This is a genomic window from Phaeobacter piscinae (genome assembly GCF_002407245.1).
GTDB lineage: Bacteria > Pseudomonadota > Alphaproteobacteria > Rhodobacterales > Rhodobacteraceae > Phaeobacter > Phaeobacter piscinae.
Genome location: NZ_CP010681.1, coordinates 2,258,576 through 2,281,255, shown reverse-complemented (window position 1 = coordinate 2,281,255; position 22,680 = coordinate 2,258,576). Strand labels below are relative to the sequence as shown.

At 61.8% G+C, this 22,680-nt stretch carries 19 protein-coding genes and 1 riboswitch; of the genes, 13 read left to right on the top strand and 6 right to left on the bottom strand.

Annotation, left to right across the window (positions count from 1 at the left end; all coding sequences use genetic code 11):
- Positions 1–25 precede the first annotated feature (25 nt).
- From gor to phaeop14_RS10690, 4 genes are all read left to right on the top strand, one after another.
- Positions 26–1,381 (top strand): glutathione-disulfide reductase, encoded by a 1,356-nt coding sequence (gene gor, locus phaeop14_RS10705; RefSeq protein WP_096789518.1) that lies wholly within the window; start codon positions 26–28, stop codon positions 1,379–1,381.
- Between the two features lie 69 nt (positions 1,382–1,450).
- Entirely contained in the window at positions 1,451–2,608 is a 1,158-nt protein-coding gene (gene hflK, locus phaeop14_RS10700) for an FtsH protease activity modulator HflK (RefSeq protein ID WP_040174069.1), read from the top strand.
- Entirely contained in the window at positions 2,608–3,498 is an 891-nt protein-coding gene (gene hflC, locus phaeop14_RS10695; protein WP_040174071.1) for a protease modulator HflC, read from the top strand. The genes hflK and hflC overlap by 1 nt, the downstream gene beginning before the upstream one ends.
- 287 nt (positions 3,499–3,785) lie before the next feature.
- Positions 3,786–5,285 carry a Do family serine endopeptidase gene (locus phaeop14_RS10690; RefSeq protein ID WP_193438250.1) on the top strand — a complete coding sequence of 500 codons (1,500 nt, stop codon included), beginning with the start codon at positions 3,786–3,788 and terminating at the stop codon, positions 5,283–5,285.
- A gap of 557 nt (positions 5,286–5,842) precedes the next feature.
- On the opposite strand, the gene phaeop14_RS10685 is transcribed toward phaeop14_RS10690, so the two are convergent.
- Both phaeop14_RS10685 and phaeop14_RS10680 read right to left on the bottom strand, forming a co-directional pair.
- Entirely contained in the window at positions 5,843–6,604 is a 762-nt protein-coding gene (locus phaeop14_RS10685) for a Crp/Fnr family transcriptional regulator (RefSeq protein WP_241770615.1), read from the bottom strand.
- A 42-nt stretch (positions 6,605–6,646) separates the two neighbouring features.
- Complete coding sequence (locus tag phaeop14_RS10680) at positions 6,647–7,231, bottom strand: peptidoglycan-binding domain-containing protein (RefSeq protein ID WP_096789516.1); 585 nt, start codon at positions 7,229–7,231, stop codon at positions 6,647–6,649.
- 321 nt (positions 7,232–7,552) lie between these two features.
- On the opposite strand from phaeop14_RS10680, the gene phaeop14_RS10675 reads away from it, so the two are divergent.
- The 3 genes from phaeop14_RS10675 (at position 7,553) to phaeop14_RS10665 (ending at position 10,720) form a co-directional block, all read left to right on the top strand.
- Positions 7,553–7,876: a 2Fe-2S iron-sulfur cluster-binding protein gene (locus tag phaeop14_RS10675; RefSeq protein WP_096790286.1), complete on the top strand. Its 324-nt coding sequence runs from the start codon at positions 7,553–7,555 to the stop codon at positions 7,874–7,876.
- Positions 7,876–8,736, top strand: a complete 861-nt coding sequence (locus phaeop14_RS10670; protein WP_096789515.1) for an FG-GAP repeat domain-containing protein — start codon at positions 7,876–7,878, stop codon at positions 8,734–8,736. Before phaeop14_RS10675 ends, phaeop14_RS10670 begins: the two co-directional genes overlap by 1 nt.
- Before the next feature lie 208 nt (positions 8,737–8,944).
- Positions 8,945–10,720, top strand: a complete 1,776-nt coding sequence (locus tag phaeop14_RS10665; protein ID WP_040180148.1) for a DUF1217 domain-containing protein — start codon at positions 8,945–8,947, stop codon at positions 10,718–10,720.
- 878 nt (positions 10,721–11,598) lie between these two features.
- Here phaeop14_RS10665 and phaeop14_RS10660 read toward each other — a convergent pair.
- The 3 genes from phaeop14_RS10660 to purD all read right to left on the bottom strand — a co-directional run bounded on the left by phaeop14_RS10660 (position 11,599) and on the right by purD (position 14,834).
- Positions 11,599–12,231, bottom strand: coding sequence for a LuxR C-terminal-related transcriptional regulator (locus phaeop14_RS10660; protein ID WP_040174078.1), 633 nt, complete (start codon positions 12,229–12,231; stop codon positions 11,599–11,601).
- 144 nt (positions 12,232–12,375) lie between these two features.
- Complete coding sequence (locus phaeop14_RS10655; protein WP_096789514.1) at positions 12,376–13,257, bottom strand: bestrophin family protein; 882 nt, start codon at positions 13,255–13,257, stop codon at positions 12,376–12,378.
- A 311-nt stretch (positions 13,258–13,568) separates the two neighbouring features.
- Positions 13,569–14,834 carry a phosphoribosylamine--glycine ligase gene (gene purD, locus phaeop14_RS10650; RefSeq protein ID WP_096789513.1) on the bottom strand — a complete coding sequence of 422 codons (1,266 nt, stop codon included), beginning with the start codon at positions 14,832–14,834 and terminating at the stop codon, positions 13,569–13,571.
- A gap of 144 nt (positions 14,835–14,978) precedes the next feature.
- Here purD and xseA point away from each other — a divergent pair, with 144 nt between their 5' ends.
- The gene (gene xseA / locus phaeop14_RS10645; protein ID WP_096789512.1) at positions 14,979–16,544 is read left to right on the top strand and encodes an exodeoxyribonuclease VII large subunit; all 1,566 of its coding nucleotides are present in this window, start codon (positions 14,979–14,981) and stop codon (positions 16,542–16,544) included.
- A gap of 102 nt (positions 16,545–16,646) precedes the next feature.
- Here xseA and phaeop14_RS10640 read toward each other — a convergent pair whose 3' ends face one another.
- Positions 16,647–17,060 carry a hypothetical protein gene (locus tag phaeop14_RS10640; RefSeq protein WP_096789511.1) on the bottom strand — a complete coding sequence of 138 codons (414 nt, stop codon included), beginning with the start codon at positions 17,058–17,060 and terminating at the stop codon, positions 16,647–16,649.
- A 228-nt stretch (positions 17,061–17,288) separates the two neighbouring features.
- Here phaeop14_RS10640 and phaeop14_RS10635 point away from each other — a divergent pair, with 228 nt between their 5' ends.
- The 5 genes from phaeop14_RS10635 to metZ all read left to right on the top strand — a co-directional run bounded on the left by phaeop14_RS10635 (position 17,289) and on the right by metZ (position 22,592).
- Positions 17,289–17,966, top strand: coding sequence for a lysoplasmalogenase (locus phaeop14_RS10635; RefSeq protein ID WP_096789510.1), 678 nt, complete (start codon positions 17,289–17,291; stop codon positions 17,964–17,966).
- Between the two features lie 111 nt (positions 17,967–18,077).
- Positions 18,078–19,361 carry a signal recognition particle-docking protein FtsY gene (gene ftsY / locus phaeop14_RS10630; protein WP_096789509.1) on the top strand — a complete coding sequence of 428 codons (1,284 nt, stop codon included), beginning with the start codon at positions 18,078–18,080 and terminating at the stop codon, positions 19,359–19,361.
- 97 nt (positions 19,362–19,458) lie between these two features.
- On the top strand, positions 19,459–20,361 hold the full coding sequence (locus phaeop14_RS10625) for an EamA family transporter (RefSeq protein WP_096789508.1): 903 nt from the start codon (positions 19,459–19,461) through the stop codon (positions 20,359–20,361).
- Positions 20,362–20,484: 123 nt separating this feature from the next.
- Positions 20,485–21,099, top strand: a complete 615-nt coding sequence (locus phaeop14_RS10620; protein WP_096789507.1) for an inner membrane-spanning protein YciB — start codon at positions 20,485–20,487, stop codon at positions 21,097–21,099.
- Positions 21,100–21,261: 162 nt separating this feature from the next.
- Positions 21,262–21,341: riboswitch (SAM riboswitch) on the top strand.
- Positions 21,342–21,401: 60 nt separating this feature from the next.
- Positions 21,402–22,592 (top strand): O-succinylhomoserine sulfhydrylase, encoded by a 1,191-nt coding sequence (gene metZ, locus phaeop14_RS10615; RefSeq protein ID WP_096789506.1) that lies wholly within the window; start codon positions 21,402–21,404, stop codon positions 22,590–22,592.
- The last annotated feature ends 88 nt before the right edge of the window (positions 22,593–22,680 follow it).

Sequence of the window (22,680 nt, the reverse complement as noted above, 5' to 3'; positions counted from 1 at the left end):
GCAAGACATCAGAAAGGCGACTAGCATGAGCTTTGATTACGATCTCTTTGTTATCGGCGGCGGCTCCGGTGGGGTGCGTGCCGCGCGGGTGGCAGCACAGCGTGGCGTCAAGGTGGCGCTGGCAGAGGAGGACCGCTACGGCGGCACCTGCGTGATCCGGGGATGTGTGCCGAAAAAGCTGATGGTGTTTGCCAGCGAATACGCAGGTATGGTTGAGGATGCGCAGGCCTATGGCTGGGATCTGTCGCCCGGCAGCTTTGACTGGGACCGCTTCAAGACCAAGCTGCACGCGGAGCTGGACCGGTTGGAAGGCATCTATCGCGGCATTCTGAAGAACAATTCGGTTGAGACCTTTGATCAGCGTGCCAAACTGGCGGATGCCCACACGGTTGAGCTGGCGGACGGCACCCGCAAGACGGCGAAACATATCCTGATTGCCACCGGCGGCTGGCCGATGACGCCGGAGTTTCCCGGCTCGGAACTGGCCATCACCTCAAACGAGATCTTCCATCTGGAAAAACTGCCCGAGACCATGCTGATTGTCGGCGGTGGCTATATCGCCTGCGAATTTGCAGGCATCATGAATGGGTTGGGGGTCAAGACAACGCAGTATTATCGCGGTGCGCAGATCCTGCGGGGGTTCGACGATGAGGCGCGCGGGCTGATCTCAGAGGAGATGTGCCAGTCCGGTGTAGATCTGCATCTGGGCACCAATGTGCTGGAGATGCGCAAAGAAGGCGACAAGATCTGGGTGAAGGCCACCAATGGCGATGAGACGCTGTTCGATCAGGTGATGTTTGCCACTGGTCGCAGCCCCAATGCTGACAATCTCGGTCTGGAGGCGCTGGGCATTGAGCGCGACCGCGCCGGGGCCATCGTGGTGGATGAGTACAGCCAGACGGGCGTGCCGTCGGTCTATGCCGTCGGGGATGTGACCAACCGCGTGAACCTGACACCGGTGGCCATTCGCGAGGGCATGGCCTTTGTTGAGACGGTGTTTGCGGGCAACCCCACCAGCCCTGATCACGACCTGATCCCGACCGCGATCTTTACTCAGCCGGAAATGGGCACTGTTGGCCTCAGCGAGGAAGCGGCGGCGGAGCAGGAAGAGATCGAGGTCTATGCGACTTCCTTCAAGCCGATGCAGCAGGCCTTTGCCGGGCGGGCACAGCGGGTGCTGATGAAGCTCATCGTCTCCAAGGCGACGCGCAAGGTGCTGGGATGTCATATTGTCGCTCCGGGTGCGGGTGAAATGATCCAGCTGGCAGGCATCGCCGTAAAAATGGGTGCAACAAAAGAAGACTTTGATCGCACCGTGGCAGTGCATCCGACGATGTCGGAAGAGCTGGTCACGATGAAGACACCGGTGCGGACGGCTTGATTTTTCAGGCAGAAACCACAGGTAGGAACAACAAGCCGCGATGGGCGGCGAGATAGGGATTGGACACATATGGCGGGCAATAACGGTGGCCCCTGGGGGGGCGGCGGCTCTTCTGGCGGCTCAGGCAACAGAGGCAACAACCAAGGCGGCGATGACAATCGTGGGGGCGGACGACGTCCTGATGATGGTCAGATCCCCGAGATTGACGAGCTGGTGAAAAAAGGCCAGGAACAGCTGCGTGTCCTGATGGGCGGTCGCGGTGGTGGCACAGGCGGCGGTGGTCGCGGTGGCGCTGGTGGCGGCGGCGGTGGCCCGCAGCTGACCAAGGGTACCGTGGCGCTGGCCGCGCTGGCGGCTGTCGGCTTCTGGGCCTTTGCAAGTTTCTACACCGTGAAGCCGGAAGAGCAGTCGGTTGAGCTGTTTCTTGGGGAGTATTCCTCCACCGGGCAGCCGGGCCTGAACTTTGCGCCCTGGCCGCTGGTGACCAAAGAAATTCTGCCAGTGACCCGCGAACAGACTGAGGATATCGGTGTGGGCGGCGGTCGTGGCTCTGAGGCCGGGCTGATGCTGACCGGCGATGAGAACATCGTTGATATTGATTTCCAGGTGGTCTGGAACATCAATGATCCGGCGAAATTCCTGTTCAACCTGCGCGATGCGCGAACCACAATCCGCGCGGTGTCTGAATCCGCGATGCGCGAGATTATCGCCCAGTCCGAGCTGGCACCGATCCTGAACCGGGACCGTGGCGCGATTGCCTCGCGTCTGCAGGATTTGATCCAGTTCACGCTGGATGACTACGACAGCGGCATCAACATTATCCGCGTGAACTTTGACAAGGCGGATCCGCCGGCCTCGGTTATTGCGGCTTTCCGCGATGTTCAGGCCGCGGAGCAGGAACGTGACCGTCGTCAGAACGAAGCCGACGCCTATGCCAACAACGCGCTGGCCGAGGCCCGCGGTCAAGCGGCTGAGCTGCTGGAAAAAGCTGAAGGCTACCGCGCCCGCGTCGTGAACGAAGCGCAGGGTGAAGCCAGCCGTTTCTCTGCGGTTCTGACCGAATATGAAAAGGCCCCGGACGTGACCCGTAAGCGTCTCTATCTGGAGACGATGGAAGAGGTACTGGGCCGCGTCGACAAGATCATCCTGGATGAACAATCCGGCGAAGGTCAGGGCGTCGTTCCCTATCTGCCTCTGAATGAACTGCGCCGTGGAGGTAGCAACTGATGCGTAAATCAACTCTTTTGCTGCCCGCACTGGTGATTATCGCCATCACCGCGCTGTCGTCTGTGTTTATCGTGGATGAGCGTGAAAAGGCGCTGGTTCTGCAGTTTGGCCGCGTGGTTTCCGTCAAGGAAGAGCCGGGTTTGGCGTTTAAAATTCCGCTCATTCAGGAGGTTGTGCGTTACGACGACCGTATCCTGAGCCGCGACATCGATCCGCTGGAAATCACCCCGTCGGATGATCGCCGTCTGGTGGTCGACGCCTTTGCCCGCTACCGGATCACCGATGTGAACCGGTTCCGCCAAGCCGTTGGTGGCGGCGGCATCGCTGCTGCTGAGAGCCGTCTGGATTCGATCTTGCGTGCGCAAACCCGCGAAATCCTCGGCTCCGTCAGCTCCAACGACATTCTGTCGTCGGACCGGGCAGCGCTGATGCTGCGGATCCGTAACGGCGCCATCGCAGATGCTCGCGCGCTGGGGATTACCATCATCGACGTTCGCCTGAAGCGGACCGACCTGCCCTCCGAGAACCTCGATGCGACCTTTGAACGGATGCGGGCCGAGCGTGTGCGCGAAGCCACCGATGAGCGGGCCCGTGGTAACGAGGCCGCACAACGAATCCGGGCGCAGGCCGACCGGACCGTGGTTGAGCTGGTCTCCGAGGCACAGCGCGAGGCGGAAATCATTCGTGGTGAAGCTGATGCTGAACGTAACGGTATCTTTGCGCAGGCCTATGGTGCGGATCCTGAGTTCTTTGAGTTCTACCGCTCGCTCAACGCCTATGCCGCGTCGTTGCAAGCCGGAAACTCCACCATGGTTCTGTCGCCGGACAATGAGTTTTTCAACTATCTGAAATCCTCCAACGGCAAGCCCGCGGCAGCTGCCCAACAATGATCACCGGTGCAGAGATTCTGCGCATGGGTGTGAGAGAACAGAGAAGGGGGCTGGCCGTTTGGTCGGCCCCTTTTTCGTCCGGCTTTTCCTGGGTGTGTTCCCCTGCGGAAGCTCACCGGGTTTCACTTCGAATTGAATACGTGCAACATTCGTTGTGACCGTTTTTGAAAAGACTACATTACAGCCCATGATCCGCTGCGGACCCAGAGGTGCGTGCCCGAGCAGGCCCCGCCGCAGAAGATGGAATTTGGCGACAACTAAGGAGTAGTTTCGTGCAGCCACAGGCAATGAAAAATACAATCAGCAGCGCTCGCGCCGTTGCGCGCCCACCCGTGCGCCAGACGGCGCAGTGGCGTCTGCTCTGGCTAGCCATGATCAGCACCTTGATGGTGTTGGCGCAGGTGGCCATCGCGCAGGCCCGGCCCGAGAGCCTGGCGCCGCTGGCCGATAAGGTCAGCCGCGCGGTAGTGAATATCACGACGACAACCGTCGTCGAGGGGCGGTCCGGCCCGCAGGGTATTGTCCCCGAAGGCTCGCCTTTTGAGGATTTCTTCCGCGAGTTTCAGGATCGCAATGGTGGTCAGGGTGACCGCCCGCGCCGATCTTCGGCGCTTGGCTCCGGTTTTGTGATTTCGGAAGACGGCTATATCGTCACCAACAACCACGTCATCGAAGAAGCCGATGAGATTGAGATCGAATTCTTCCCCGGCGAAGGCCAGCCGGCGCAGCCGCTGCCGGCCAAGGTCGTGGGCACCGATCCCAACACCGATATCGCGCTTCTGAAGGTCGAAGCGCCGATGCCGCTGACTTTTGTCAAATTCGGTGACAGCGATCTGGCGCGTGTTGGCGATTGGGTGGTGGCGATGGGCAATCCGCTGGGGCAGGGGTTCTCGCTCTCGGCTGGCATCGTCTCGGCCCGTAACCGCGAGCTGTCGGGGTCCTATGATGATTACATTCAAACCGATGCGGCGATCAACCGGGGTAACTCCGGCGGGCCGCTGTTCAACATGGACGGCGAAGTTGTTGGTGTGAACACCGCAATCCTGTCGCCCAATGGTGGCTCCATCGGGATCGGGTTCTCCATGGCGTCCAATGTGGTCAGCAAGGTTGTGAACCAGCTGAAGGAATTCGGCGAAACCCGCCGTGGCTGGCTGGGTGTGCGCATTCAGGATGTGACCAAGGACGTCGCCGAGGCGATGGGTCTGGATAGCGCCAAGGGCGCGTTGGTCACCGATGTGCCGGAGGGTCCGGCCAAGGCAGCGGGTCTGCTGGCGGGTGATGTGATCCTGTCCTTTGACGGTGTGGATGTGAAAGACACCCGCGCGCTGGTGCGTCAGGTCGGCAATACCGAAGTTGGCAAAGCCGTGCGTGTGCGGGTCTTCCGCGAAGGGAAGACCGAGACGTTGCGAGTGACCCTGGGACGTCGCGAGGACGCGCAACGCCAGAGCACCCCGGCCAGTGGCGATGACACCGCGCCTGACATGACCGAAAAGCAACTGCTAGGTCTGACCGTCAGCCGTTTGAGCGAGGATCAGCGCAGCGAGCTGAACGTGCCCGATGGCATGGACGGTCTGGTGATCACCTCGGTGGATGAGACCTCGGAGGCCTGGGAAAAGGGCATGCGCGCCGGTGATCTGATCACTGAGGCAGGTCAGCAGAAACTGACCTCGATCAGCGAGCTGGAAGCGCGTATCGACGAAGCGAAAGAAGCGGGTCGCAAATCGCTGCTGTTGCTGGTGCGTCGCGCAGGGGAGCCACGTTTTGTGGCGCTGAACCTGTCTGAGTGACCTTTCGCTGCGGGCTGCTGCAAACAGTGGCCCGCAGCTGATGCGGTGCCTCGCTGCGCAGTCTCGAAACGCTGACGCAGGGGGGATATCGAGTGAGATCGCAAGACAAAAGGGCCGGGCAGGGATGCTCGGCCCTTTTGCGTGGATCACAACAGGGTGGCGAAATTGCCCCCAGCCCTTGGTCCGGCGCGTCACGGACTCGCGCCGGCGGAAGATGTCTGCATATAGGTCCAACGACCCCAGGCACCTCCCGGCACCGTCTGTTCGATCCAACGAGCTGTTCTTAGGTTTCCGCCGCCCCAGATGGCGCAGATGGTCCCCGGTGTGCGCCCGGCGGATGTCCTGGGTCCCGTCGAGCCATGTGCCGTGACACATGGCTCTTGATGGGACAGGCTGCCGTTGGGATGGAACGGATAACGACGGCCTGACACGAGCATGCCCCTAAGCCACCGCGGTGGTCTGTAACCCAGTTCACAATTGAGTAAGATTATCGGGATGTGGTCCAGCGCGGCGGTCGGTGTCTGATCCGGGATCGGGGCTGGGGGACGCAGGGCGCGTCAGCCGATGTCGGGATCGGCCAATAGTTTCAGCGCGGCCCGGTCGCGGATGGTCAGACCACCACGGCTGATGTCGATCACGTCACTGCGCTTCCATTGCGACAGGGTTTTTGACACTGCTTCGCGCGTGGCACCGACAAATTCCGCAAGTTCGCTCTGCGACAGTGACAAACGTCCGTCTCTGCCCTCGGTGGTCAAATATAGCAGCTTGCGGGCCAGCCGCACCGGCATCGGTAGAAAGACCTGTTCGCTGTATTGCGTGTTCATCCAGCGCATCCGCTGGCCCGCCAGCCGCAGCAGATCTCCGGCCAGGGACGGGTGGTGTTGCAGCTTTGCCAATACATCGCCGCTGCGCAACCGGCGCAGGCGGCTGGGCTCTAGCGCGGTTGCGGTCGCAGTACGCGGCCCGGGATCAAACAATGCGATCTCGCCAAAGACGGCGCCGGGGCGCATGATGTCCAGCGACAGTTTGCGCCCTGCAGAGGACAGGGTGGAGAACTCCACCGCGCCACTGACAATGGCATAGAGTGCGTCGCCCTCATCGCCCTGCTCAAACAGCTCTTCACCGGCCTGCAGCAGCACTTCGCTGGCCTGACTGTCGAGCATTTCCAGCAAGCGGTCAGAGGCACCGGAGAGAAAGCCGCGATCAGGCAGCAGCCATTTGCGCCGCGCAGCGGAGCGCGCGCTGCCGGAGCCTGTGGTGCTGCCGGTGGTGGTGCCGGAGCGGGGCAGAGCGCCGGGGGCAGGCGGCAGCGGGCTCATGCCGGGCCTGCGGCGATCAAGGGAGGGCGAAGGAGGCCTGTCTCAGGTTTCAACGGCAACCAACCCCAGTTTGCGGGCGCTGAGCAGCGACAGCTGATCATTGTCGAACCCGTCTTGTTTCTGAAATTTGCGGACGGAGGCGCGGGTGGTACTGTCCAGCTGGCCGGTGATCTCCCCGGTGTAGAGGCCGCGTACCGCCAGCGCACGCTGCAAAGACCCGACAAGTTGCGGTGTCATATCCACCGGGCAGGGCGTTTCAAACCAGCTTTCGCGGCGGGGGCGCACGATTTCCTGACGGGTCTCGCGGCGAAAGCGGGCCGGTGCAATGACCCGCCCGTCCGGCGCGGTCCTCGCTGGGCGGGTCATCACCTGAACGGTGACAGTCTCGATTACGGCGGGTGTGGTATGGGTGGCCCAGCAACTGCCGGGGGCCGCACCGGGCGGGGCGGCGGGGGCATTGCGGGAGACCTGGGTGCTGTTGCCACCTGCCGGAGGTTCCGCACAGGCGCTGAGCAGCAGCCCAGTCAGCACAAGCGAGACCAGGCGCAGGTTGGCCTGCCACCAACTGTCGCGCCTGAAACAGGCCTGTCCCAGCCAGGGCCCACGCGGGCGCAAGAGGTCAGCCATGAACAAAGTCCCCGTGACGAAACACCGTGGTGAAACGCCTGTGTCAAATTATCAGCAGCCGTGATGCCGCGATGGCCCGTCCGCATGGGCGCATCTGTCCTTAGGCTACCGCAATTTGGGCTCCGGCGCAAAGCCCCGTTGCCGCTGTACCGGGACCGGCCCGTCGAACGTCGCCACACGAAGGCCGGGAACGGCGTAAGTGGCGCTGGATGGGAGTCGCCAGAGTGCAGGAGTTTTGCTCAAGCCGCGGTTTCTGACTGGCGCGGTGGCCGGTGGTTGGCTACAACCTCGGACGCAACGCGAAAAAGGATGCAGCTGACGATGGCAAAGATCACTTATGTCGAACACAACGGTGCCGAACACGTTGTGGAGGTGGCCAACGGCCTGACCGTGATGGAAGGCGCGCGCGACAACAATATCCCCGGTATTGAGGCAGATTGCGGCGGTGCCTGCGCCTGTTCGACCTGCCACGTCTATGTCGATGCCGGGTGGGTAGAGAAGCTCCCCGCCAAGGATGACATGGAAGAGGACATGCTGGATTTCGCCTATGAGCCTGATCCCACGCGCTCACGCCTGACCTGCCAGATCAAGGTGACGGATGATCTGAACGGTCTGGTGGTGCACATGCCCGAGAAACAGATCTGATGCTGTCGGGGTCTCAGGCGCGGCGGTCTCTGTCGCGCGCCTGGCCCCGGTTCATGCGCCGCGCAGAGCGGACCTTGCGTCGGTGGCGCGCCGGCGCCAGTGGCGGTGTCACCAAACGGTCGGGTCTCGTCGGGATCTGGGGCGGCGTCCTGTCGCTTGGCCTTGCTGGTGTCGGCGCGGGCGCGGACACGCTGTCGGGCCTGACAGGCGCGCAGTTCGACGGACCCGTCACCCATTATCCGCATGGGGTCTTGGGGGATCGTATTGAGTATTCTGCGATGGTGCTGCGGGACAGCCATGGGCGCCGCCATCGCATCGACCTGCCTGCCGGTGGCGCGGTCTTTGAGGATTTGTCCCCGCGCCTATGGGATGTGACCGGAGATGGCCTGCCGGAGGCGGTGGTTGTTGAAAGCGATCCGCAGGCTGGCGCACAGCTGGCAATCTATGGCCTGAGTGGCGGGGCAGTGCGTAAGATAGCGGCAACGCCGCATATCGGCACCCGGTTCCGTTGGCTTGCGCCGGTTGCTGCGGCCGATCTGGACGGCGACGGCCATATCGAGATCGCTTATATTGACCGCCCGCATCTGGCCAAAACCCTGAGGATCTGGCGCTACCGCAACGGGACGTTGCAGGAGGTGGCACAGCAGGCAGGGCTGACCAATCATCGCATCGGTGAGGATTTCATTACCTCGGGGCTGCGTGACTGCGGCGCGGGGCCTGTGCTGATCACGGTCGATGCCGATTGGGCGCGCATTATGGCAACGTCGCTGGTGGATGGTCGGCTGATCAGCCGCGGCATCGGCGCATTTTCGCATCGGGACCAGCTGGCGGCACGTTTGCGCTGCTTGGATCCCGCATAGCCGCCGGATAGGGGCGCGGCGGGCGCCATCGCACCTATTGGTAAAGTTGCGCGTATTTTTTTCCCACGGCCTGAATTGAGTGCCCGTTGCGTTGCAGGTTTGTTCACCACTTTGCCCGTAGTCTCTTGTCAAAGACACCTCCCGGGATGCTGCGGATTCGACCGGGGCGAACCGTGGTGGATTTCGTTTGTAAGCAGGAGACAGGCGCGTGACCTTTTCACCCTATGTGCTGGGCACCGGTATCGCCGGATGGAATTTCCTGGACCGGACCCGTGTCCAACAGCAGCAGATTTTCGAGAAATCGCCGATCCTGGATCGGGCGGTGCAGGATTTCACCCAGAAGATTGAAGGGATCCAGAGCTCGGATCAGCTGCTGGACGACTATAACGTGCTGAAGGTCGCGCTGGGGGCTTTTGGCCTTGATGAAGATATCAACAACCGTGCGTTCATCAAAAAAGTGCTGGATTCCGATCTGTCAGAGCCGACGTCATTTGCCAATCGCCTGAATGACAACCGCTATCTCGGTCTTGCGCAGACCTTTGGCTTTGGCGGTGAGACGGGGCCGCAGCTGCCCAGCTCCAGTGTTGAAAAACCCTATGCCAATGTCGCCAGCCCGGAAGATCTGCTGTCCAACCAGACGCTGCTCAACCAGGCGCTGGATGATTTTGGTCTGAAAAAATATGCAGGCAATGAGTTCTTTCTGATGCGGGTGCTGGAATCCGACACCACCGATCCTGCGTCATTTGTGAACCGGTTGAGCGACAGTAAGCTGGCCGATTTTGCCAATGCGTTTCAGTTCAATCAGCCACCTGAGTACACCAGCAGCATGGAGGCGCTGGTTGGGGAATTCAGCGCCATGAATGATGGCAATGGTCCTGCCACTGCGGATGAGTTGTTGGAAAATGAGGACCTGCTGGCGGCGGTCGTTGAGAGCTTCGATCTGGAGTATACCAATACCATCTTCCTTAAGCGGATGCTGGAATCCAATCCTTACGATCCGAATTCGCCGGTGAACCAGCAGGAGGACCCGCGCTATCTGGCGATGTCGCGGGCCTTTGGCTTTGGTATTTCTGACATCAACAGCTTTACCAGCCCGGAGGAGCTGCTGGCGCAGCCCCTGCTGCTGGAGGATGCGCTGGAGCAGTTCAACCTGAGCAACCCCGGCGAACAGTACATCCGGGATGTGCTGGAGTCGGATCTTTCGGATCCGAATTCCTTCGTTAACCAGCCCAGCAATCTTGCCTTTTATGATTTTGCCGAGGCCTTTCAAAACGAGTGGCCAAGCGCACCCAGCCGGATGCAGGTGCTCGCCAATGAGGTGGGGGGAAAGCTGGCCGGCTATGAGCAGCCACAACAGTTTGTCTTTGACTTCGACGCCTTTGAGGCGGGGCTTGACGTGTTCAACATCAGCGAGCGGGAGCTGGATTTTGACGTGATGATCAAGGCGTTTGAATCCGATCTTTCCTCCGAGATTTCATATGCAAACCTGCACCGCGATCCGAACCTCAAGGCGATGGCGCATGCTTTTGCCTTCAACCCGGGCGGCAGTGATCACACCTATCCGGCTGGCTTTGCCCAGGAAATCGCGGATCTATACAAGGATCGGAACTTCGAAATCGCGATCGGGGAAAGTGATCCGAACATGCGCCTGGCGCTGTCGCTGGAGCGTGAGTTGCAATCAATCGCGGATGCCGGGGGCAGCGAAGATGCGCATTGGTTCGGGATTATCGGCTCGCCGCCGCTCAAATCCATGTTCGAGACGGCGCTTGGCCTGCCGGCGAGCTTTGGGCAGCTTGATGTCGACCGTCAGGTGAATGAGATGAAAGAGCGTGCGCAGACATCTTTTGGCACGACGCATCCGGCTGATTTACTGGAAACCGAGAAACTGGATGAGTTTCGCAACCGGTTTCTGCTGCTGAGCGGTCTGAACAGTGATCAGGCGGCAAATGGGTTCAGTGATCCGATCTTCACCCTGTTCCAATAGGAACGACTGCATGACGACCCATCGCGGCGCCTGCACCCGGTGATACCGGACGCGACCGACTGGGTATCGGAGTGGTGTCTTGGCGCGCGGCGTCATACGGATGCGGACCTGCGCAGACGCGGCGTCTAGGTCAAAGGGTTCTCTGATGGCATGACCCGCCGGTTGCGATTGATCGAAAGATCGCGTTGGCTGTGATCCATACAACGCGGTGTCCTGGAGGGCCGTATCACAGCGCGCTTGGTCATGTTGGCTGCGCCATCAGGCTTGATCCCTTTAGAGGGGATCTCCCCGGACTTGATCATATCCGGCCATGGTGGGACGTGCTATATCGGGCCGGATCAGGAATGGCTGGTGGGCTTTGACTGAATTGGTGCTGGGAGGATCGGAGACGTGCGTATTGAGACCGGGAGGTCTGATGCCAACCAACTGATACCGATATGTTTGCCAGTCGAACGACTGCTGCTGGGATCGTCGGTAGAAATGTGGTTCGAACCTGTCGTCACCATGGTGGGACGGGTCATGTCGACGGGGACCCGATTGAGATGAAACTTACCGAGCCGGGTTCTATCGAGGCAGTTGATGATTGAGGTTCGCCGCCTCGTCGGGCGGTACTTCCCAGCGTGGATGACGTGCGGACACATGCGCTTGCGCAGCCCAATCACCTTGCCCGGGTCAAGGAGACACGCCAGACCAAGTGGGGCGCATCAAGCGGATCACATCAGACGGATCATATGGGTTGCTCAATCTGGGCAGGGACCAGACTGATCGCAGATCAGTGGTGGCGGAGCGCTGCGCCGCGCCTCATGGGCCAACCCCTGCTGGATCTGGGTTGGCTCAGGTCCGAGATTACCGCCCGGTGCAGAGACCGCAGCGGAGGATCAAGGATCGGGGCTGCCAACCACATGGTCCCCGTCGATATCGCCAAGCGACGAAAACAAGGCGGCGGTATTGCTGACCCCCATCTTTTTCAGCAAGCGCGCCCGGTGCACCTCCACCGTGCGATAACTCAGGCCGAGGCTGCGGGCGATTTCCTTGCTGGTTTTGCCCTCGCACAGCAGGGAGTAAACTTCCCGTTCACGCCGGGTCAGTGGCTGATAAGGGCGTGAGCGTGACAGGTCAGCGAAGCTCCAGACCGCGCGTGCCAGCGGATCCTCGGGGGTGAAACTGTGGCCACGCACCCGCACCCAGAACAGGCTGCCGTCCTTGCGCCGCATGACCCGTTCATCCCAATAGGGCGCCCCGGTCCCCAACGTATCGTCACCACGGCTGCGCAGATTCAAAAACTCCTCCTCGGACGGGTAGAGAAAGGCAAAGAGTTGATCCAGAAGGTCGTCCCGGGGATAGCCGAACATTTCGCAGAACCGCCGGTTGCAGTCCCTGAGCACCCGGTTTTCTGTGACGACGATCCCGACCGGCAGGAAATCATAGGCCAGCTGCATCAGGTCACGATCGGCAAATAGCTGGTCGAGTGTTTCGGGGCTGGGGTGGGTTTGCGGGCGTTGGGCCGTCATCTGATCCTGCTGGTGCTCCTCGGGTGGCCATAAGGCTGCGCATACCTGCTGACACAGCATGAGCAGCGGGGGCTATGACCATTGTTGCGGGAACCTTAGCGGAGGGAGAGCAGCGTGAAAACCGGCTGCGGGATGCGTCGGTGATCAGGACAAGTAGTAATCCACCGGCTGCAACGACGGTGGCGCGTCCTCTCCGAGCTTCGGCGCCAGCGCCCGCTCTACCGTGCGACAGATCGCGTCCAGTGGCAGTCCGTTCACCGTCTCACCAAAGGGATGCGACAGCTCTTCGGTCACCTCGGCAAGGCCGAAGAACACATAGGCGACGATGCCCACAAATATCGGTGTCAGCCACCCCGCGCCGTCAATCAGCGCAAAGGGCAGGAGCAGGCAGTAGAGGTAGGTCGTGCGGAACACCAACAGCGAATAGACATAGGGCAGTGGCGTGGTGGCGATGCGCTCACAGCCGGCCTGCGCCAGCGCGATGCTGGCGGTGCGCTCGGCCAGTGCCTTGCGAGCGAAGCCATCGTCCGCACCAAGGGCAACCGTTGTGGCAAGCGCATCCAATGCGGCGCAGGGGGCATGGGGGGATCCCGCAAAATCATCGCCTGCCCAACGGATTGCGGGGGTTGTGTCTGTTTCTTTGCGCAGATTGATGCGGTGCAGATGCAGGAACCCAAGGGCGAGCCGCAGGATTTGCGCCCGCCTGTCTGGGTCAGCAACGAAGAGGTCGACCTCGCGGCTGAGACTGCGCAGATCCGCAACCAGCTGACCCCACAACCGCCGCCCCTCCCACCAGCGGTCATAGGCGGCGTTGTTGCGAAACCCCAGAAACAGCGAAAGCGCGATGCCAAACACGGCAAAGGGCGCCGCATTTGTATGGGGCAACGGCAGGACGTTGGCGTCGATCCACAAGATCAGCGCAGACAGGGCCGAGAGCCCGAGGATCCGGGGCAGAATGCGGGGCAGGACGGAACCGCGCACCGCAAACAGCAGCTGCATCAGTCCGGGTTTGTCGCGAAGGATCATCGGCGGTGGCTCCGAGGGAGGAAAAGGGGACAAATAGCATCTGGCGCGCGGCTGGCAGATCCATGCGCCGATTGTTGACGCAGGCAGCGGCAGCTTAGACCGCAATCCAGCCTATCGCCCGTGCAGAAAACGGCAGCTGGCAGGCGTTCGCGGCGGTTTTCTGTCGGATCTGCAAAGGTGCCCAGATAATCTAACATTCAGGGATCAGATTGGCGGCGGTGCTGCCGGGCGCCATACGCCCGGCCACGCCCAACTGTGTCGGGCCATCTTTGATTGGTCGTGAACAGGCGGGAGGGCCTGCTGCGCGGGTCCTATTTCAGCGCGCGCCAGCCGATATCACGGCGGAAGAACCCCTGCGGCCAGTTGATGCCATCGACCATCGCATAGGCGCGGTCGCGGGCCTCTTGCAGGGTGTCGCCGCGCGCCGTCACATTCAGCACCCGGCCGCCAATCGCCAGTACCTTACCATCTTCGGCCTTGGTGCCGGCATGGAACACCATATTGCTGCTGTCTTCGGGCAGGCCTTCGAGGCCTTTGATTTCAGACCTCTTTTCATAGGCGCCCGGGTAGCCTGCCGCCGCCATGACCACAGTGATCGCATGATCATCAGCCCAGTTTACCTGCGTTTCAGCCAGACGGCCCTCAGCGGCAGCCTGCATCAGGTCCAGCGCCTGCGCGCCGAGGCGCATCATCAGCACCTGACATTCCGGGTCGCCGAAGCGGACGTTGTATTCCACCAGCCGGGGCTGCCCGTCCTTGATCATCAGACCGGCATAAAGCACGCCCTGATAGGGCATGCCGCGTTCGGCCATCACCCGCATGGTTGGTTTCACGATCTCTTCCATCGCGCGGGCCTCGATCTCCGCTGACAAGACCGGCGCGGGGGAATAGGCGCCCATGCCACCGGTGTTGGGGCCGGTGTCGCCCTCGCCGACGCGTTTGTGGTCCTGGGCGGAGCCTATGGCCAGCACGTCTTCGCCGTCGACCAGCACAAACAGGGAGGCCTCTTCGCCTTCCATGAATTCCTCGATCACCACCTCGGCACCGGCGCCGCCAAAGGCGCCGCCGAACATATCGTCAATGGCGGCGATGGCCTCGGCCTCGGTCATGGCGATGATCACGCCTTTGCCGGCGGCCAGCCCGTCGGCCTTGACCACCGTGGGGGCGCCGTGGTGGCGCACATGGGCCTTGGCGGCCACGGCATCGGTGAAATGGCCATACCCGGCAGTGGGGGCGTTTGCCGCGTCGCAGATTTCCTTGGTGAAGCTTTTGGAAGCTTCCAGTTTGGCGGCAGCCTCGGACGGGCCAAAGACCAAGAGCCCTGCGTCGCGCAAGCGATCAGCCACACCGGCGGCCAGCGGTGCCTCCGGGCCGATGATCACGAAATCAATGGCATTTTCCTCGGCGAAAGCTGCCACCGCGCCGCCATTGTCGATGTCGAGAGAGGCGCAATCGGCGATCTGGGCAATGCCGGCGTTGCCCGGTGCCACGATCAGCTTGTCGCATTTGGGGTTCTGCATCACCGCCCAGGCCAAAGCATGTTCGCGCCCGCCGCTGCCGAGGATAAGGATGTTCATTGACGCGTTCTCCGATCTGCCTGAGCCCTGTGACTCCCCAGCGTCAGCCGGGGCTTGCCTTGCTTGCCGCGGGTTCTATGCTGCGCGGACTTTCAAAACAAGAACTCAGTAGGTGCCTTTGCGCCGCAGGAGAGCAGCCCCGCCATGTCAGACCTGTTTGATGATCCAACCCCATCCGACCGGCCCGGGCAGAATGCCCCCGAATTCACCGTCTCGGAAATCTCAGGTGAGGTGAAGCGCACGCTGGAGGGCACCTTCGGGCGCATCCGGGTGAAGGGCGAGGTGGGCCGCGTGTTCAAGGCGCGCTCCGGGCATCTTTATTACGACATCAAGGATGACCGCTCTGTGCTGGCCTGCACCACGTGGAAGGGGCAGATCGCCAGCCTCTCCGTGGTGCCGGAAGAGGGGCTGGAGGTGGTTGTCACCGGCCGGCTGACAGCGTTCGGCGGGCAGTCGAAATACAATATGAACGTCGATGAGGTCGCGGTTGCCGGGCAGGGCGCGCTGATGGCGCTCCTGGAAAAGCGCAAGAAACAGCTTGAGGCGGAAGGCCTGTTTGCGCCGGAGCGTAAGAAGCCGCTGCCGTATCTGCCACAAATCATCGGGGTGGTGACCTCACCCTCGGGGGCTGTGATCCGCGATATCCTGCACCGGCTGCGCGACCGGTTCCCGCGCAAGGTGCTGGTCTGGCCGGTTGCGGTGCAGGGCGCCAACTGCGCGCCGGAGGTGGCCCGCGCCATTGAAGGCTTCAACCAGCTGACACCGGGGGGCGCGATGCCACGACCGGATTTGATCATCGTGGCCCGTGGCGGGGGGTCGATCGAAGACCTGTGGGGCTTTAACGAGGAAATTGTCGCCCGGGCTGTCGCGAACAGTCAGATCCCGCTGATCTCAGCCGTGGGACATGAGACAGATACCACGCTGATTGATTTTGTGTCGGACCGTCGCGCGCCAACCCCGACGGCGGCAGCAGAACTGGCGGTCCCGGTGCGGTTGGAACTGCTGGGCTGGACCGAGAATCAGGGGGCGCGCTTGGTGCGCTCTGCCGGGCAGGCGGTGCAGCAGCGACGGCAGCGGCTGAACGATCTCGCGCGGGCTCTGCCAAAGCCCGATACGCTGTTGGAAACGCCGCGCCAACGGTTGGACCGGGTGTCTGAACGGCTGCCCGATGCGCTAATCCGGGGGGTGGAGCGTCGCCGTCTGCGGCTGAGCGAGGCGGCGGCTGCGCTGCGGCCCAGCACGCTGCGTCAGTTGGTCACCGCCCGTCAGGATCGGTTGCGCAACCTCTCGTCACGGCTGACGCTGCGCCCGATCCAGCAGGATCTTACCCGCCAGCACGATCGTATCGGCCAGCTGGCGCAGCGGCTTGAAACCGTGCAGACACAGCGGCTGGACCGGCACCGGCAACGGCTGGAGGCAACGGGTCGACAGCTGGAGATCCTCAGCTACAAGGCTACGCTTGATCGTGGCTATGCCGTGGTGCGCAGTGATGACGGCGTCATCACCCGCGCGGCAGAGGCCGCCATCCAGCCACGGTTGCGGATCGAATTTGCCGATGCAGAGATTGACGTGACGCCTGCGCAAGCAGCTGCCGGTGACGGGGCGATATCGCCAGCAAAGACACCCAGCGCGCCCAAATCAGAAGGGTCCAAAGCAGGGAAGCGCCAAAGCGACAAGGCGCCGCCGGATGATCAGGGGTCGCTGTTCTGAAGCGTTCTCGTCGCTGAGGTCACGCGAAAGCACCCACATAGGCCACATCGATATGGGCACAAGGCCCGGCGCGTGGATCAGGAGGGCGTGCGTCGATGCCTGTCAGACGCCGATCTTGGGGCCAAGGCAGAGCATATCCTCGCCCAGGTCTTCGGCCTCATACAGCTCGGTGGCCTCCGGGTCGCCGTCGAACTGCGCAATCAGCCCGTCGTCGCCGATTGAGAACTGCCAGCACTGCGGCGTGCCGATATCATCATAGATAAAACAGATCTGATCCGCCTCGGGGTACCATTCGCCGTCCTGGCATTGGCCGTCCAGAAACGACCAGATCACCCGGCGGTTTGGTAGATAGCGTTCAACCCCGTAGGGCACCCCATCGAAGCCGTAGAACAATGTGCGGCCTTGGGTGTAGCGGTCGAACTGATCAGCAGTAAGCGGCGCGCCCGCCCAGGCGGGACGGCCCTCGGACAGGGCGCCACAGAGCGCCGTCAATAGAATCAAGCAGGGCAGTCGCATACGGCAACTCTGCCAGAGGGCTGCAGTTCTGGCCAATGTTTCCGTGAACCATGTCGGGCGAAAGTACAGGGCCTGTTCGACGGTCGGCTTTGCGACTGGCTTGCGCGGCGTCACCTTTGACCGGTGGCGAAGAGGCGGGCAACATCAGTCAGATACCGGCCAACTTAAGGCACGGCACGCAATGCAAGCATCGGCGCAGATCGCAGCTGCAACGAAGGGGAGAGCGACATGCCAAGTTTTGGAAGCAGCCCGGTCGGGGATGTGTTGATTTTGGCGGCGGCCCTTGCGGCGCTTTTGTATCTCGGCCTGACCGCGCGACCTCCCACAGCGCTGCGCAGCGTGACCAAAACGCTGGCGGTGCTTTTGCTGGCCGTTGCCGCATGGCTGGGGGGAGGGCCGCTGCTGCTAACCCTGGCGCTTGGCCTCTGCGCGGTTGGCGATTTCTGCCTGTCGCGCGACGGGGAAAGCGCGTTCATGGCTGGGGTGGGCGCCTTTGCGGCTGGCCATCTCGTCTATATTTTTTTGTTCCTCGGTCAGGAGAGCAGTGATCTCGCAAGGTTGGTCCAGCTGCCGCAACTGGTTGGCGTGCTGGTGCTGGCTGTGGCCGGGCTTGCCATGGCACGGCTGCTGGCGCCGCGGGCCGGTGCATTGAAGGGGCCAGTGCTGGCCTATGTGCCGATCATTCTGGGCATGGGGCTGGCGGCGCTGACCTTGCCACTGGGCCTTGGGCTGACGGGTCTGGCGCTGGTGCTGCCGGCAGCGGTGGCCTTCATGGCCTCTGATATTGTGCTCGCGTTTGAGACCTTTGTGCTGGGCGAAGAGCACCCGGCGCGGCGGATCACGCCTTATGTGGTCTGGCCGCTTTACTGGGGGGCGCAGGCGGGGTTTCTGTTGGCGTTTCTCTAGGTCGGGACCGGATTTGCATCGGTTGAGGTGGCGAGGTGCTTTGCACTTGCCGCAAAACCGCATTAGGTGTCCGCGTAACAACTCGCACCGACCCAATCTGCGGAGACCGACATGGCGTTTTTCTCAAAACTGAAGGACCGGCTGTTCAAGTCGTCAAACAAGCTTGAGGAAGGGCTGGATGCCATCGTTGAGGAGGGCGCAGAGGATGCCGCCCCGCAACAGTCCGTACCGGAAAAGACGCCCGAGGTGCCGCCGTCCACACCGCCGGTCGAGGTCCCAGCTGAACAGCCTGTTGAGGCCCCAAAATCTCCGCCAGTGGAGGTGCCGTCTGAAACGCCGTCTGAGATCCCCGTAGATGCCCCTGCTGAGATCCCGGTCCAGACGCCCGAACAATCGCCTCGCCCGGCGGAACCCGTGACGAAACCGGCGGAGCCCGTGACGAAACCGGCGGAGCCGATGGCGAAACCATCGATCGAGCGGACGGCCGCGCCGGACCCAGCTCCGGCAACGCCGGGGCTCTTGGGGCGTCTGATGGGGCGCGGTAAGGTGGATGAGCCGCGCCGCGCGCTGGATGATGACATGCTGGAGCAGCTGGAGGACCTTCTGGTCGGGGCAGATATGGGGGTCGATACCGCGCTGCGTGTCACCGCCAATATGGCTGAGGGCCGATTTGGCAAACGGCTGTCGACCCGCGAGATCAAGGAACTGCTGGCCGCAGAAGTCGCCCGGATCATGGAGCCGGTGGCCCGCCCGATGCCGATCTATGCAAAACGGCCGCAGGTGGTGCTGGTGGTGGGGGTCAACGGCTCCGGCAAGACCACCACGATCGGCAAGCTGGCCAGCCAGTTCAAGGCTGCGGGCAAGAAGGTGGTGATTGCCGCAGGGGACACCTTCCGCGCGGCGGCGGTGGAGCAGCTGCAGGTCTGGGGCGATCGGGCGGGGGTGCCGGTTCTGACCGCACCGGAGGGGTCTGATCCGGCAAGCCTTGCCTTTGATGCGATGACCCGCGCGCAGGAAGATGGCGCGGACCTTCTGATGATCGATACCGCCGGACGCCTGCAGAATCGTGCTGATCTGATGGAAGAACTGGCAAAAATCGTCCGCGTGATCCGCAAGAAGGACGAGACCGCGCCGCATAATACGCTGCTGGTGCTGGATGCGACCACTGGCCAGAACGCCCTCAATCAGGTGGAGACGTTCCAGAAGCTCGCAGATGTCTCCGGTCTGGTGATGACCAAGCTGGACGGCACCGCCAAGGGCGGCGTTCTGGTGGCATTGGCGGATCGCTTCGGCCTGCCGATCCACGCCATTGGTGTGGGTGAGCAAATCGACGATCTGGCGCCTTTCGATCCGGAAGAATTTGCCGCCGCTCTCACCGGTCTGGAACGTTCCTGATCAACGCAGGCCCGCCCATCTTCTGGCTGAAAATATCCTCCGGGGGTCCGGGGGTGGTCAACCCCCGGTCATCTGTCCTGGTGCAAAGGTATTTCATTTGAGCGATTGGCTGATCTCGCTGGAAGGCACGGAGGCGGGGCACCATATGGCCCTTGTTCTGGCCCTGCTGGCTGCGCTGTTACATGCGGTGTTCGGCGCGCTTCAGAAAGGGCGCTATGATCCTTGGTTGTCGCGCGGGGCGATTGATTTTTCCTACGGGATGATGGCGATGCCGTTGGCGTTGTTCGTCGTGCCCTGGCCTGAGCCACATATGTGGCCAATCTTTGCGGCCGTCTGGGGGATCCATGTGCTCTACAAGATCCTGCAGGGGCTGGCCTACAGTAAGGGCAGCTATACTGTTGTTTATCCGGTCGTGCGGGGGACCGGGCCCTTGTTCACGGTGCTTGGCGCTTCAGTTCTGTTTGATGAGCGATTTACGGCGGTGCAGTGGCTGGGGGTTGGCGTGCTTCTGGCGGGGATCTTTGGCCTTGCGCTCTACAATTTTCGCAATCTGACCAGCCACCGCGAGACCCTGGGCAGTGCGTTCGCACTGGCTGTGGCAACCGGTGTCTTTGTGGCGCTTTATACCACTTATGATGCCTATGGCATCCGCGCGACGGCGGATCCGTTCACCTTTCTGGCATGGTTCTTCTTCATCGACGGGCTGGCGATGCCGCCTTATGCCTACATGCGTTGGCGGGCGATGACGCCACGCCCGGATCCCGATCCCCTGATGGCCAAAGGGCTGTTGGGCGGTCTTATTGCCTTTGGCTCCTTTGGTGCGGTGATGCTGGCCACGCGGCTGGACAAGGTGGGCGAGGCGGCGGTGCTGCGCGAGACCTCGACCGTGTTCGCGGCCCTGATCGGCTGGCTGGTGTTAAAGGAAACAGTTGGTCCGCGCCGGATTGCGCTGATGGCTTTGATCGCGCTGGGGGCCGTGATAGTGGAGATGGGCGGCTGATCCGCTGGTCCCTCACCACCCTATGATGATCGAACAGGTTGAAGACCAGAGGTAGGCAACCCAGATTTCGCAGAACGGAGCGCGACCGCAGATCATGCGCGGGCGCAACAGGCAGGAGATCCCATGGCGGGCAAACCCATCAACCCAACCCTGAAACTGGTGCTGGAATACGGCCCGCTTGTTGCGTTTTTCGTAGGCTATCTGTGGCTGCGCGACGAGGTGTTTGTGATTGGCGGGGAGGAGTATCGGGGGTTCATCATTGCCACCGCGGGCTTCATCCCTCTGATGATCCTCTCAAGCCTGGCGCTGTGGCGGCTCACCGGGCATATCTCCAGGATGCAGGTCGGTACGCTGGTCATCGTGGTGCTGTTTGGCGGGCTGTCTGTCTGGTTCAATGATGAACGGTTTTTCAAGATGAAGCCGACGATCCTCTACGTGCTGCTGGGCGGTGCCTTGGCGATCGGTCTTTTGCGGGGCCAAAGCTATCTGAAGGTGGCAATGGATGACCTGATGCCGCTGCAGGATGCCGGCTGGATGATCCTGACCCGGCGGCTGTGTTATTTCTTCTTCGCGCTGGCGGTGACCAATGAGTTGGTCTGGCGCAGCATGAGTGAAGAGACTTGGGTCTACTTCAAGACGTTTGGTCTGTCGCTGGCGATGTTTGCCTTCTTTATGACCCAGGCGCGGGTGTTTCAGGCCTATGCGCTGCCGGATGCGGAGGTGGATGAGACGGAGTGAGCCGGGGCCTTCGCATTTGCATTGGCGGCTGGGGTGTCGCATGTCGCGGGTCTCTCGTCGCCTTTGAGGTTGGGTCACGCGGGTGTGATAGAACACCAGGCGCTGAAGGGGGCGCAGTGCCGCTGCGGACTTGACCAAACGGCGGTTTCGGCGTATCCGAGGCTTACATATCGTGGCGATTTGTTAACCGGATTGCGGGCCACGTAAAACAATCCCGCTAAAGAGGTCAGGATGTGAAGGACCCCCTTTCGCTTGGCCGAACGGGGGTTTTTTAATGCGCATTGCGCGCAAGGAGACAGAAGATGAGCGAGACCTGGAACAAGCGCACCAAACTGGTGCATGGCGGCACCCGGCGCAGCCAGTACAATGAGGTCAGCGAAGCGATCTACCTGACGCAGGGCTTTGTCTATGACAGCGCTGAGCAGGCCGAGGCCCGGTTCATTGAGACCGGTCCCGATGAATTCATCTATGCCCGCTACGGCAACCCCACGGTGGCCATGTTCGAAGAGCGGATTGCCGCGCTGGAAGGGGCCGAGAACGCTTTTGCCACCGCATCCGGCATGGCGGCAGTCAACGGCGCGCTCACTTCGATGCTGAAGGCCGGTGACCATGTGGTATCAGCCAAGGCGCTGTTTGGCTCCTGTCTTTATATCCTTGAGAATATCCTGACCCGCTTTGGCGTTGAGGTGACTTTTGTTGATGGCACCGATCTTGACGCTTGGCGCGCGGCACTGCGGCCCGACACCAAGGCGGTGTTTTTCGAATCCATGTCCAACCCGACGCTGGAAGTGATCGATATTGCAGCGGTGGCAGAGCTGGCCCATGCGGTCGGTGCCACCGTCGTGGTGGACAATGTGTTCTCGACCCCGGTGTTCTCAAACGCCATCGAACAGGGTGCGGATGTGGTGATCTATTCCGCTACCAAGCATATCGACGGGCAGGGTCGGGTTCTGGGCGGTGTCATTCTTGGCACACGCGATTTTATCCGCGGCACCGTTGAGCCCTATATGAAACACACCGGCGGTAGCCTCAGCCCGTTCAATGCTTGGACCCTGCTAAAGGGGCTGGAGACGATTTCGCTACGGGTGAATGCGCAGGCGGACAGTGCGCTGGAACTGGCGCAGGCGCTGAGCGGTCATCCGGCGCTGTTGCGGTTGATGTATCCGGGGCTGGAAGATCACGCCCAACACGCGCTGGTCCAGCGGCAACTGGGCGGCAAGGGCGGCACTGTGCTGTCGCTGGATCTGAAGGGTGGCAAGGAGGCCGCCTTCCGCTTCTTGAACGCGCTCACCATCCCGGTGATCTCCAACAATCTGGGGGATGCGAAGTCCATTGCAACTCATCCGGCCACCACCACCCATCAGCGGCTGTCGGAGGAGTTGAAAGACGAGCTGGGCATCACCCCGGGGCTGGTGCGGTTCTCCGTCGGGCTGGAGGATGCAGGCGATTTGATTGCGGATCTGACGCAAGCGCTTGCGGCGGCTGAGGGCTGAACGGCGCGCCACCAAGACGCAGTTGGGGCAGGGGCATATTGGGTTGCCTGCCTCAGCTGGGAACAGATCCTGGGTGATCTGGGGTCAA

Bases quoted from the DNA above. Each gene is read 5' to 3' on its own strand.
- gor (WP_096789518.1), top strand. From the start codon at position 26: ATGAGCTTTGATTACGATCTCTTTGTTATCGGCGGCGGCTCCGGTGGG.
- hflK (WP_040174069.1), top strand. From the start codon at position 1,451: ATGGCGGGCAATAACGGTGGCCCCTGGGGGGGCGGCGGCTCTTCTGGC.
- hflC (WP_040174071.1), top strand. From the start codon at position 2,608: ATGCGTAAATCAACTCTTTTGCTGCCCGCACTGGTGATTATCGCCATC.
- phaeop14_RS10690 (WP_193438250.1), top strand. From the start codon at position 3,786: ATGAAAAATACAATCAGCAGCGCTCGCGCCGTTGCGCGCCCACCCGTG.
- phaeop14_RS10685 (WP_241770615.1), bottom strand. From the start codon at position 6,604: ATGAGCCCGCTGCCGCCTGCCCCCGGCGCTCTGCCCCGCTCCGGCACC.
- phaeop14_RS10680 (WP_096789516.1), bottom strand. From the start codon at position 7,231: ATGGCTGACCTCTTGCGCCCGCGTGGGCCCTGGCTGGGACAGGCCTGT.
- phaeop14_RS10675 (WP_096790286.1), top strand. From the start codon at position 7,553: ATGGCAAAGATCACTTATGTCGAACACAACGGTGCCGAACACGTTGTG.
- phaeop14_RS10670 (WP_096789515.1), top strand. From the start codon at position 7,876: ATGCTGTCGGGGTCTCAGGCGCGGCGGTCTCTGTCGCGCGCCTGGCCC.
- phaeop14_RS10660 (WP_040174078.1), bottom strand. From the start codon at position 12,231: ATGACGGCCCAACGCCCGCAAACCCACCCCAGCCCCGAAACACTCGAC.
- phaeop14_RS10655 (WP_096789514.1), bottom strand. From the start codon at position 13,257: ATGATCCTTCGCGACAAACCCGGACTGATGCAGCTGCTGTTTGCGGTG.
- purD (WP_096789513.1), bottom strand. From the start codon at position 14,834: ATGAACATCCTTATCCTCGGCAGCGGCGGGCGCGAACATGCTTTGGCC.
- xseA (WP_096789512.1), top strand. From the start codon at position 14,979: ATGTCAGACCTGTTTGATGATCCAACCCCATCCGACCGGCCCGGGCAG.
- phaeop14_RS10640 (WP_096789511.1), bottom strand. From the start codon at position 17,060: ATGCGACTGCCCTGCTTGATTCTATTGACGGCGCTCTGTGGCGCCCTG.
- phaeop14_RS10635 (WP_096789510.1), top strand. From the start codon at position 17,289: ATGCCAAGTTTTGGAAGCAGCCCGGTCGGGGATGTGTTGATTTTGGCG.
- ftsY (WP_096789509.1), top strand. From the start codon at position 18,078: ATGGCGTTTTTCTCAAAACTGAAGGACCGGCTGTTCAAGTCGTCAAAC.
- phaeop14_RS10620 (WP_096789507.1), top strand. From the start codon at position 20,485: ATGGCGGGCAAACCCATCAACCCAACCCTGAAACTGGTGCTGGAATAC.
- metZ (WP_096789506.1), top strand. From the start codon at position 21,402: ATGAGCGAGACCTGGAACAAGCGCACCAAACTGGTGCATGGCGGCACC.